This is a genomic window from Paenibacillus sp. FSL H3-0310 (assembly GCF_038002785.1).
In the GTDB taxonomy this organism is placed as follows: domain Bacteria; phylum Bacillota; class Bacilli; order Paenibacillales; family Paenibacillaceae; genus Paenibacillus_AQ; species Paenibacillus_AQ odorifer.
Genome location: NZ_JBBODC010000003.1, coordinates 504730 through 517002, shown reverse-complemented (window position 1 = coordinate 517002; position 12273 = coordinate 504730). Strand labels below are relative to the sequence as shown.

7 protein-coding genes and 1 other annotated feature are annotated in these 12273 nt (G+C 46.4%); of the genes, 5 read left to right on the top strand and 2 right to left on the bottom strand.

What is annotated here, in order from left to right; genetic code table 11:
• Positions 1-151 precede the first annotated feature (151 nt).
• Both pheT and pheS read right to left on the bottom strand, forming a co-directional pair.
• Complete coding sequence (gene pheT / locus MHH63_RS28190; RefSeq protein WP_339281863.1) at positions 152-2596, bottom strand: phenylalanine--tRNA ligase subunit beta; 2445 nt, start codon at positions 2594-2596, stop codon at positions 152-154.
• A 118-nt stretch (positions 2597-2714) separates the two neighbouring features.
• Positions 2715-3749, bottom strand: a complete 1035-nt coding sequence (pheS, locus tag MHH63_RS28185; RefSeq protein WP_076126387.1) for a phenylalanine--tRNA ligase subunit alpha — start codon at positions 3747-3749, stop codon at positions 2715-2717.
• Between the two features lie 60 nt (positions 3750-3809).
• Positions 3810-4095 (bottom strand) — a binding site (T-box leader).
• Between the two features lie 265 nt (positions 4096-4360).
• On the opposite strand from pheS, the gene MHH63_RS28180 reads away from it, so the two are divergent.
• The 5 genes from MHH63_RS28180 to MHH63_RS28160 all read left to right on the top strand — a co-directional run bounded on the left by MHH63_RS28180 (position 4361) and on the right by MHH63_RS28160 (position 12263).
• Positions 4361-6922: a hypothetical protein gene (locus MHH63_RS28180; RefSeq protein ID WP_340034189.1), complete on the top strand. Its 2562-nt coding sequence runs from the start codon at positions 4361-4363 to the stop codon at positions 6920-6922.
• Positions 6923-6946: 24 nt separating this feature from the next.
• Positions 6947-8371 (top strand): efflux RND transporter periplasmic adaptor subunit, encoded by a 1425-nt coding sequence (locus tag MHH63_RS28175; RefSeq protein WP_341172326.1) that lies wholly within the window; start codon positions 6947-6949, stop codon positions 8369-8371.
• Positions 8368-9066: an ABC transporter ATP-binding protein gene (locus MHH63_RS28170; RefSeq protein WP_076135911.1), complete on the top strand. Its 699-nt coding sequence runs from the start codon at positions 8368-8370 to the stop codon at positions 9064-9066. The genes MHH63_RS28175 and MHH63_RS28170 overlap by 4 nt, the downstream gene beginning before the upstream one ends.
• Positions 9063-10235 (top strand): ABC transporter permease, encoded by a 1173-nt coding sequence (locus MHH63_RS28165; protein ID WP_248547681.1) that lies wholly within the window; start codon positions 9063-9065, stop codon positions 10233-10235. The genes MHH63_RS28170 and MHH63_RS28165 overlap by 4 nt, the downstream gene beginning before the upstream one ends.
• Positions 10236-10649: 414 nt before the next feature.
• Positions 10650-12263 (top strand): sensor domain-containing diguanylate cyclase, encoded by a 1614-nt coding sequence (locus tag MHH63_RS28160; RefSeq protein ID WP_341172325.1) that lies wholly within the window; start codon positions 10650-10652, stop codon positions 12261-12263.
• Positions 12264-12273 lie beyond the last annotated feature (10 nt).

The window sequence follows — 12273 nt, the reverse complement described above, 5'->3', positions numbered from 1 at the left end:
CTTCTATTGTAGCTTTTTTGGTAAGCATTTGGCAAAATCCCTAATATTCAATAGATTATGGCTGATATTCTCCGCTTTGCACTCTACCTAGAAAAAGCCGCAGCGAATCTCAGTTTCTAAATGGATTCGCTGCGGCTTTACACAATTCCTGCTACTTTCTTAATTCTGCACCAAAAGTTTGTTGAAGAGATGCTAATACCTTCTCATGCACCTCTCCTACTTCCTCATCAGTCAGTGTATGTTCACTATGACGATACAGCAGTGAGATCGCGATGCTCTTCTTTCCATTCTCCAGCTTACCACCAGTATAAACGTCAAATACCTGGACGGACTGGAGCAAAGTACCTCCGTTATCGCGGATGGAAGCTAGCAGATCGCCCGCTGGTACAGCGGAATCCACGACCACAGCAATATCCCGCTCCATTCCTGGGAAACGCGGAAGCTCATTATATTGCAAACGGCTTTGCGCACTTTCATATAACGGCTGCAATAAAATTTCTGCCGCATAAGTATCCACCAGATCCAGCTGTCTTTGCAGATCCGGATGAATCTGTCCCATCGTTCCGATCTTCACAAGACCCTCGTTTCCGAGTAAATATACCGACGCGGAACGCCCAGGATGATATCCTTCTGGACTATCTCCTACATAGACGATTTTATCGGTCAGCCCTAAATGAGCAAATACCGTTTCCAGCGCACCCTTCAAATCAAAGAAGTCCACAGGCTGTGCCGAAACATTCCATTGCTTCACTGTTAAGCTTCCGCTAAGCAGCAGCCCCAGCACCGGCAGTTCGCGTGGCTGACGAGTCAACTGTTCTTCATCCGTGAAGAAGACGTTGCCGATTTCAAACAATGCCAAGTCGCTTTGACGACGATTGGTATTGTAGCTGGCAATATCCAAGAGTTGTGGTAGAAGGCTGGTACGCAGTACGCTGCGTTCTTCACTCATCGGCATAGCCAGCTTCACCGCTACTGCTCCTTCTGATAACTCAGGGAACATTGTGCTTTGTTGCGGCTGGATGAAGGAGTAACCCATCACCTCTTGGTAACCGCCATGTGACAATAGGCGACGCAGTTCACGACGGAGCGCTTGCTTGTGAGTTAGTGCTCCTGGCGTTGTAATTCCTTCAATTAGAGTCGTTGGAATATTGTCATACCCGTACAGGCGGGCAATTTCTTCAATAAGATCAACATCATAGCTGATATCGCCACGTCTGGTTGGGACTTGAACTTCAATCAGCCCTTGTGCGGTATCTCCACATTTGAAATGTAGACGGCCAAACAATGTCTTCACTTCCAACAAGGACAAATCCGTTCCCAGATAACGATTCAGTTTCTCTAAGGACAAGGTGAGAACCTTCTCTTGAACAGCGTCAGTTCCTGCTTGCACGATGCCTTCATGGACCGATCCGCCAGCATAACGTGCAATCAGTACGGCTGCACGGTTCAATGCAGGAATAACTGCACTTGGATCCACTTCCTTCTCGAAACGAAGGGAGGCTTCCGAGCGAAGTCCCAATTGACGCGAGGTTTTACGAATCGTTCCTCCATCAAACTTAGCAGATTCCAGAACAAGGTTTACCGTCTCAGCAGTAACCTCTGTATCCCGTCCACCCATTACTCCGGCCAGACCTACAGCTTTTACTCCATCAGCGATAACGAGCATTTGCGGCTCTAGCTTACGCTCTTGACCGTCAAGTGTAACCAAAACTTCACCTTCATGGGCAAGACGAACGCCGAGTTCTCCACCTTGTACTTTATCTGCATCAAAAGCATGCAGCGGCTGTCCATATTCCAGCATCACATAATTGGTAATGTCCACAATATTATTAATTGGACGAACCCCAGCAGCCATCAGACGATTCTGAATCCACAGCGGTGATGGTGCAGGTTTAACACCTGCAATATAACGAACTGCATAATGGCTGCAGTATTCTTCATCTTCAATCTTGACGGAAATGGAATCCGCAGCAGGACCACTGATCTCAATCATTTCGCTTTTTGGATCAGGTAATTTAACTTCACGCCCAAGAATTGCACTTACTTCATAAGCAGCACCAATCATGCTGAGGCAATCTGAACGGTTCGGAGTCAGATCGAATTCCAGAATCTCGTCATCTAAGCCGAGGACCTTGGAAATATCCTGACCAATCTCTGTCCCTTCAGGCAGCACAAGAATACCTTCTTGTTGCTCTTTTGGAAGCAATTTATCATTCAGTCCCAATTCTTTGGCCGAGCAGATCATTCCTTGCGACAGGACACCGCGCAGCTTGGCTTTTTTGATATCCAGTCCTGGCAGCTTAGCGCCAACCATTGCTACAGGTACAGTTTGACCTGCAGCTACATTTTTTGCGCCGCAAACGATTTGTAGCTCCTCATCTTGGCCCACATCCACGATACATACGTTCAGCTTGTCTGCATCAGGATGTTTTTCCTTTGATTTCACATAGCCGGTTACGATGCCGGAAATGCCTTTATTGCGGCGCTCTACGCCGTCAATCTCAATGCCGGCAGCGGTAATCTTCTCCGCTAGCTGTTCGGCGGTTACTCCTTCAATCGATGTATAATCAGCCAACCATCCGGTTGATACTTTCATATCCGCTCACTTCCTTTATGTTTCAGATGTATTTATTTCACTGTCGTTCGCGCTGCTTCCTGTGGGAGAACACTCCAAAGCCATTCTCCGCCACTATCAGCCAGCGCGCCCACAAAAACTAAACGCCCTTGAATTGCTTCACAAAACTCATGTCATTACTATAGAAATGTCGGATGTCATCGATGCCGTATTTAAGCATTGCAATCCGCTCTACACCCATTCCGAAAGCGAAGCCGCTGTACTCAGCAGGATCATAGCCACCCATTTTCAGTACATTTGGATGCACCATACCTGCGCCAAGGATTTCTAACCATCCGCTTTGCTTGCATAGTCTGCAGCCATCGCCGCCACATTTGAAGCAGCTTACATCTACTTCAACACTTGGCTCAGTGAATGGGAAAAAGCTCGGACGAAGACGAATGCCTGTATTCGGTCCAAACATCTCCTGCACAAATTGTTGCAGGGTGCCCTTCAGATCACTCATTCGAATGTTACTTCCAATGACCAAACCTTCGATTTGGTGGAACTGGAAGGAATGCGTTGCATCATCATCATCACGGCGGAATACTTTACCCGGGCAGATGATTTTTACCGGAGCTTCACCGTTCATAGCCTGCATAGTACGAATCTGTACCGGCGAGGTTTGTGTGCGCATTAACAGGTCATCCGTTAAATAGAAAGAATCCTGCATATCACGTGCCGGGTGATTCTTAGGCAGATTTAGAGCTTCAAAGTTATAATAATCGGTCTCTACTTCCGGACCTTCAGCTACACGGTAGCCCATGCCGATAAAAATATCCTCAATCTCCTGTACGACTCTGCTAAGCGGGTGAATGCCCCCTTGCTGCATACGGCGACCCGGTAAGGTTACGTCTACTTTTTCAGCCTGCAGACGTTGCTGGGTTTCCTGCTCTTGAAAAGCCTCCTGCTTCGCGCCGATAATCTCCTCAATAGCACTGCGAACCTGATTCGCTACTTGCCCGATTACCGGACGTTCCTCAGCACTAAGTCCTCCCATACCGCGCAGAACCTCTGTAAGCTCACCTTTTTTACCGAGATACTTCACTCTTAGATCATTTAGTACCTGCGGATCCATAACCTCCTGCAGCTTAGCCAGCGCTTCAACCTTCAATGCTTCCAACTTCTCTTTCATGGCCGTGTACAGCCCCCTTCAATCATTGTCTAGTTCAACAAAAAAAGGCCTTTTCTCCCGGTAAGGGACGAAAAGACCGTGGTACCACCCTTGTTAGACAAGCTGATCTGTTCCCCTTAAGAGCTTCATTCCCTCTTTTGGCTGGACAGATACCTATCTCACTTTATACAGAAATAACGGTCTGTGACCGGTATCCCCTACCCTTCCCTATTAGACAGCTTAAGGAATTCAGGGAACTGCTCCGGAGTGAACTTCGACAGCTCTGCTTCTTAGAAACGCTCTCAATCCGCGGCGTCTCCTCCCTGTAAGTCAGGCACTGTGTACTCTTCTCCATCACTGCATTTCACAATTCATGCTAATTGTCAGGTATCTCTTTACTACAAGAGATATGTCTCTTTATTATATGCAAAATCTGTCGTTTTGACAAGCTGGACAAAATCAGGCTAATTTTTATCTTCTTTTAAGCTGGCTTTAAGCTTCAGAGCCATTTTTCCAACTTTTTTTCAGCTAACATTCAGCGGAGCTTGATAATTTCCATTACTAGGAAGGCTTGCTTATCCACTCGGGTGCACCTTCGCAGACTATTAACTATCCTATTGGGAGGAAATCAAATGCATGTACGGAGAATAAAAGTAGCCGCGGTGCTGCTAAGCACAGCTGTACTTAGCCAATCTGCAGCGTATGGTGCTCATACCGCTTGGGCCGGGACTACATCCACCAAAATAGCAACAACAGCTTCCGTATCCGCTCTGGATAAACTAGGCTCCATAGCCTTGAAGACTAACATCAGCGCAAAGCTGACGGATGTCAGCTTATTAACTCAGGATGGCGGAAATATTCTCACATACACACTCAGCTACTCTAATGGAAGCAACGCTAGCCTCAATCTGGTGGACTTTTTCTCCAAAGTAACTACTAGCGGTGGTACAGTTATTCAAGGAAGCCCTATTACCAGCAGTGCAACCATCAAATCTATTGCCGCGAAAAGCAGTCAATCTATCACCTACTATGTAAACATCGGCAAATCCACCTCTTTAAACGGGGTCAAAATTTCATTGTACGGATGGGACTTCAACACCACCGATTATCAAAAAAAGCTAGGGAACTTCACCGTACCAACAGGATATTCACAAGCTGTCGCCAGAGGGCAGAGTAAAAAGATCACCCTAAACAATCTCCCTGTAACCACCAAGGCAGAGAGCCTGCAAATTTATAAATATAACGGTAAGGTCTATGCCAAGGTTGGCGTTAGCTTCACTAATCAAGGAACCAAGGTACTCAGTGATACTGGACTTAAAGGATACCTCGCTTCCGCTGGAGGATCTGTATTTGAACTCGCACTTGATGACACCAGCACCAGCTATAAAGTACAGCCTCAGGAAAAGAAGACGATCTACTATTTGACGGAAATCCCTTCTTATATGAAGACAGACAACATGGCGCTGCAATTTGCCGGAGAAGATGCCTCATTAAAAATAGCGTTGCCGGTTGTCGCCTACAATCTCCCCGCTGCAACAACACCGGATCTTGTCGTAGCCAGCAATGTCACGAAGAAGCTTACAATCAGCAATAATACAGTCGAAACACAGCTGAAAACGGCTAACGTCTATGCTGACAATGGCAACGCAAAGTGGACACTACAGTTCCGCATCAAAAATAGCGGCAACAAAGCGGTGAATGTGCCTGCCTATGAACTTGCTATTAAAGCCGCTGAAGGGTATAGCTTTCCGGTAGATACGAAGGATTTTACCAGCCTAACATTGAAACCGCTTGAAGAAAAGATTATTGAACTCAGCGCAGATGTACCACTCACACTCAATCAAGGAACATTGCAGCTGCAAATGACTGAGCCGGCTGCTGAAGGCAAGATCATTTTTCCTACCGCCTATTATCAGATCCCTTACACGCTGCAAACTAACAATTGGCAGGACACGGAATACCCCATTGAGAACAGTCACGGTACATTTGTTGTCAAAATTGCAAACATTCAAAGACTCCCTTGGTCCGACAAAGACCAGATCGTAGCTAAAATCAACATCCGCAACACTAAATCAACCTCTGTTCAGCTTCCTGCGCTTACAAGTGTCGTCAAAGCTGGAGAAAGTGACATCAGCAGCACTTCCCAGGTTGTCTCAGAAAGTACGCAAACCATCCTCGGTCCAAATGAATCGGCTGCTGTGTATGTCGTAGCCAATGTTCCTTATAGCTATACTTTCAATCAATTAAAAATCACCCTGCAAGAAACTTCAGGTGAAAGTAAGCTTAACTTCCTTTCTCTAAGTACTACCCAACTGGACAGCCGGGTACAGAGTGTTGCAGCTGAAAATTCTTTCCATCTTGAGCTTGAAGGTAAAAAAGCGGAATTACTTGTACGCCGGACCCTCGTGTACCCAGGTACAGATTCAAATCTCTTGTACACAGAACTAGAAATGAACAGTGAGGAATCGCGTAAATCCGAACAGGCTCAGCTCGTAGCCTATTACAAAACACAAGACAATCAATATTATGAAGCCGAAGTCACCCAGTCCAAAACCTCCACCAGTCCTAACGGAAAAAGTCTGGTCACCCTCTGGAGTAAGCTCCCTCTCGGTATAGATCCAGCGAACCTTGTCCTTTACATCGGGGAGGGTGTTTCTGAAGGCAAGCTTACCGCTCCTGGCGGTCAATCGTCGGGTTACATCAATACGGTATCGCTTGGACTGAACCAGTTGGGGGTGGAGCCCAAAGGCAATCTTTTGAACGTGGAAATGTTTCCTTATACTCTATCCGTTACAAATGCAGTCGCCACCGTCACCGCTGGTAAAGATACGCTCAGCACTGCACTAACCTACAACATGTCAGCCAGCACGCTTTATGAATCAGGCACCTATGAGCACAAACTGGTGTTGGAGCTGATTGACCCCTTAGGACAAAGCATGGAAAAAACATTAACGCTTGGCACAGATCTACAATTAGGTAACTTCAAGTCGTACACCACAACCTTCACAAGCAGCCTGTACAAAACACTGGGTGGCGGCGCAATCCGGTTGAATCTATACGACGAATTCCAAGGCCATCGAAATCTGCTGGGAACACAAACCTATGTTGTCACTTATCAGGCGGCATCAACGACTTCGAACAGCAACTCTACTTCTGGTACAGATCCAGACACCAGCAATACATCCGGCAATTAATATGATGAGATATGGAGGATAGAAATGAAGAAGAAAAAAATAGTGTTCTGGACTCTTGGAGTAGTAGTTGTAGCCACAGCAGGAATGCTGGTTTATACATTGTTACCTGATAAGAACAGTCAAGCCGCTGAAGCGCCTGTTAATACAGCTACCGTTACAAAGGGCGATATCGTAGTTAGTGTATCCGGAGCCGGCTCCGTGATTGCTACAGAAACTGGTAAAGTAAAAACGAAGGACAGCGGGACCGTAGCTGAGGTTCTTGTCAAAGAGGGCGATCTCGTGAAAAAAGGCCAGACTTTGATTACCTTTGAAGGCAATGATCTGAGTGACAATCTCAAGCAGGAGCAAACTTCACTTGCCTCGCTTGAGACCGATCTTGAGGACAAGCAGGAGCAATATAAGAAGCTGGCCGTATCAGGTGCAGCAGAAGATGAGCTGGCAAATGCCAAACGTTCGATTGAAAAGGCCAAAACCGACATTTCGGCGCAACAGGAAAAAATAGCTTCTGTCCAAGAAGATATGCTTCCTCCTGATCCGTTAACGGCTCCTATTGACGGAACTGTAACGACAGTTAATATTGCAAGCGGTGAAAAAGCCATGGACGGCTCTGAACTCATCGACATTACCGATTATGCTAATTTAAGTGTAGTTGTGCAGGTGGATGAGCTTGATATTCCTACTGTAAAGCTAGGGATGCCTGCCACTATTTCATTGGATGCTCTGCCTGATACGGAATTCAAGGGCACGGTTACGAAAATAGCTAATGAGGGCACCGCCTCAAACGGTGTTTCCCTCTTCGATGTTACCATAGGTCTAACAAGCTCCGAAGGTGCTCTTGTCGGAATGTCTGCGGAAGTTTCAGTAACCACTGCTGAGAAAAAGGATGTATTAACAGTACCTATTGAGGCTGTACAAGAAAGAAACGGAAAATACACAGTTTCTATTCCTCTAGCAGCGGGTTCAGCCGCAACTTCCAAAACTACTGGCGAGGGCCAAGCACCAATGCCTAGCGGGGCTCCTGACGCTCGCGGCGGCGCTATGCCCAGCGGGGCTCCTGACGCTCGCGGCGGCGCTATGCCCAGCGGGGCTCCTGACGCTCGCGGCGGCGCTATGCCCAGCGGGGCTCCTGACGCTCGCAGCGGCGCTGCCGGTGGAAGAAATCGCGGCAATAGCTCAGGACAGATGGTCACTGTCGAAGTGGGTCTCCATGATGAGAGCAGCATTGAAATTGTCAGCGGACTCCATGAAGGGGACCAGGTGATCATCCCTACCGTAATCTCTACGAAAACCGGAACAACCAGCACGGAAACGGAAACTAGAGGTGGTATGGGCGGTATGGGTGGTGCTGGCTTCGGCGGCAGTGGCTTTAGTGGGGGGGGCGGCTTCACCGGAGGTGGCGCTGGTGGTATGGGGAGCGCACCAGGTGGTGGCGGAGGTGGCGGCAGATGAGTGCTTCAGCACCTCTGATCGAAGTTCACGACATGTCCCACGGCTACACAATGGCCGGAGAAACCATGACGGTCTTAAATAGCCTTTCCTTTACAATTGATCTGGGGGAGTTCGTAGCTATTATTGGTCCCTCCGGTTCTGGTAAATCAACACTCATGAATATGCTTGGTTGCCTCGATATCTCCGATGAAGGAAGTTATCTTCTAGATGGACAAGAGGTTCGCAAGTTATCCGACAATAAGCTCGCAACGATCCGCAATGAGAAGATCGGCTTTATCTTTCAGAATTTCAACCTGCTCCCCAAGCTGTCAGCCATTGAAAATGTGGAGCTGCCATTAATTTATCGTGGCCTCCCCCATCGGGAAAGAAGACAACTAGCACAGGAAGCACTCATTAAAGTAGGGCTGGAGGATCGGATGCATCACCGCCCTTCTGAGCTTTCGGGAGGACAGCAACAGCGGGTAGCGATTGCCCGGGCTATGGCGGGATCTCCCCCTATTCTACTCGCCGATGAACCAACCGGGGCACTGGATACGCGAACGGGGCAGGAAGTCATGCAAATGATACGTGAGTTGAATAAGCAAGGACATACCATTATCCTTATCACACATGATCTGGAAATAGCTAAACAAGCGGAGCGGATTATTCGTATTCAGGATGGCAACCTCGTGGAAGATCGGAGGAATGCGGGGTGAAATTGTACCAAAGCATGCGAATGGCCCTGAAGAGCATCAACAGCAGTAAGGTTAGAGCTTTTTTAACGATGCTTGGGATTATTATTGGAGTCTCTTCGGTCATCATTCTTGTTTCTGTTGGGCAAGGAACTACTTCACAGATCACAGAGCAGCTAAACGGACTAGGCACAAACCAACTCACTGTAAACATTACTGGCCGTGGGGCGACTACCTCTCTCACCTATGAGGAAGCCCTTGCTCTAGGGAATATAGAGGGTATAGCAAATGTAGCTCCTGTGATCAGCGGCAATGCTACAGCCAAGAACAAAACGGACAACGTTAGTGTAACTGTAGAAGGAATCACCCCCTCTTATGAGGAGGTAAAGGATTTTCATGTACAGGCAGGCCGCTTCTTGCTTGATATTGATAACGAATACCGGCAAAAGGTAGCGTTGATCGGTTCAGGTACGGCCGAAGATTTATTCGGTACAGACAATCCTGTAGGGCAGAAGGTCCAGTTAAACGGGATTAGCTATAAAATCGTTGGGCTTTTAGAAACAAAAGGCTCCAGTCTAAGTGGTTCCAACGACGATATCATACTCATTCCTATAAGCGCGGCAGAACGCCAATTAAAAAGTAAAGGCGTCCGTTCCATCACCATTAAGACAACTTCAGCAGATACTGTAGCAGCTGCAAAAGAAAAACTGGAAAGTACGCTTGATGCTAAATTCAATTATGCGGATAATGCTTTTAGTGTGTTTGATTCTCAGGAAATGCTGGAAACTGTCAATTCCACAACAGATACACTTTCCATGGCGCTTGCAGGCATAGCAGGCATCTCACTTTTTGTCGGCGGCATCGGAATCATGAACATCATGATCGTATCTGTCAATGAAAGAACACGTGAGATTGGTATCCGTAAAGCAATTGGTGCCAAAAAATTCGATATCCTCGCTCAATTCATGATTGAATCCATCGTGCTCAGCGGTTTGGGTGGGGTGCTCGGGGTTGGCATTGGTGTCGCGGGCAGTTGGCTGCTAGGTAAATACTCAGCACTTACAGTTTCGATTGCTTGGGATATGGTACTGATCTCTTTTATTTTCTCCTTACTCATCGGTGTGATTTTTGGAATGATGCCTGCGAACAAAGCTGCACGACTTCGCCCCATTCACGCACTGCGTAACGAATAATGAATGATTAGCTGTCCTATAGTCATTAAGATGACTAAGGGCAGTTTTTTTTCAGCAGCTGTAAAAGGTATCATTTATGATCGAGTTGGGTAATAGGAACCATCGGTTTGAATATAGATAATTCAATAGGCCCATACACTAAACTTTAAATTTTGTCATTTTGATTATTATCTGAGTAAAGATTGCTCTATAAGCAGCACGTCCTATATACTTGATATACTAGAAACTACCATTTACTCACACGTACACTTTCCTATGTTTCTCCACAATGTATACAACACCTCTTTTATCCCAAAAGCACCTTAAAACATCAGTGAATGAATTAAATTACGCCTGACCATAGATTGCGTTCTGCAGGTTCTACTTAAGCAGCAATAGATTTTCTTAATCATCTTATACAGGGAGAAGATGACTGTGGCAGGATTCTTTGAGTTCAAGGTAACACGCAAACTATTCTATGTCTTCGCTGCAATCTCCGTCCTTCTGGTTGGGATCAGCGTCGCCTCGCTACTCTATTTAAATTACACGATTAATAGATTGTCAGATTCTCTTTATGATGATATATATCAGAACTCTAAGCTTATACTGAGCGCCGATCGTGATCTGCATCAAGCCGCTGTAGCCTTGCAAATCGCAATGGGTCCAAACCTAACAGCCGCAGAAGGTGAACAGTTCACTAAGGAGTTTATAGATAATAATCTTCAAGCGCAGGAACGAGTAAGTCTAGCAAGATCAAATATCTACTCTATAAAAAACCCTTACAGTGATATGAAACAAAGTGGGATTATCCTTTCCGAATTAAAAAACGAACTCAGCTCCTTCGAAACTACCATTATCAAATGGAAAAATTCAGGGTATACGCTAATAACAGAACGGACGAAGGGCAGCTGGAACCCAGATTCATATTCTGCGCTCACCCTAAACTCGCAATTCAATGAAGCTAGGGCACATCTCGATCAAGCAGAGGACTTGATTGGCAACTACGCCTTGCAAGTAACGGATGGTTTTGAGGATAAAAAAAGCGCTTTGTTCTCTCTTTATTCACTCCTCTTATTTGTGTTTCTCTTAGTTATTATTTACCTTGGACGCAAAATCATCTGGCTCCAGAATGAAATGCTGGAAGAACAAACACTTTATCAGCTTATCGGTGAAACCATGTCTGATTTCATTATTTTGACGGATCCCAACGGGTTGATTCTATACGCTTCTCCCTCACACTCCAGTATTCTAGGCTATGTGCCTAAAAAAGGAGATCCGTTATCCAACTACATACGTGAACCGGAAATTGCCTGGGCTAAATTAAAAAGTGTTGTTCAGGGAACTCCGCGTATTTCTGAACTGCGCATGCGCGGAGCAGAAGGCCAATGGGTATGGCTTGAAACTAAGGTGTCACCTGTTCTCGGCAGCCGTAAATTCCCAGCACAATTTATGCTGTTATCTCGGGAAATTACCCAGCGAAAACAATACGAAGAACGACTACATAAGCTAGCCTTCTATGACCATTTAACAGCGATTCCCAACAGGGCTCATTTCAAAATGTATATGGAGAACCTTATCACCCAACCCGAAGGACGGAGGCAAAATATTGCGCTTGCCCTGCTGGACTGTGATAGATTCAAGCAGCTAAATGATACCTTAGGCCATCTGGCTGGAGACGAATTTCTTCAGCTGCTCTCCCGTGAACTTCAGCATACGGTTAAAGGAATAGGTCAGGCCTTCCGGATCGGCGGAGATGAGTTCGCAGTTGTACTGCATCGATTCACTTCTCCAGAGATGCTTAATGAAACACTGCAGCGGTTACTTAAACTGTTCAACAAGTCTTGGTCTGTTGATAACGGGTCCAGCTTCCATACCTCCGCGAGTATCGGAGTCGCTTTATTTCCTGAACACGGAAGCAGTATTAATGAACTGCTCCGTGCCGCCGATTTGGCGATGTATCGCTCCAAAGACCATGGTGGCAATAAAGCCAATCTCTACTACGAGCTTGTGGACGAAGGGTTAGCTAACCAGACCATTGTAAAACCATAAGAGCAAATAA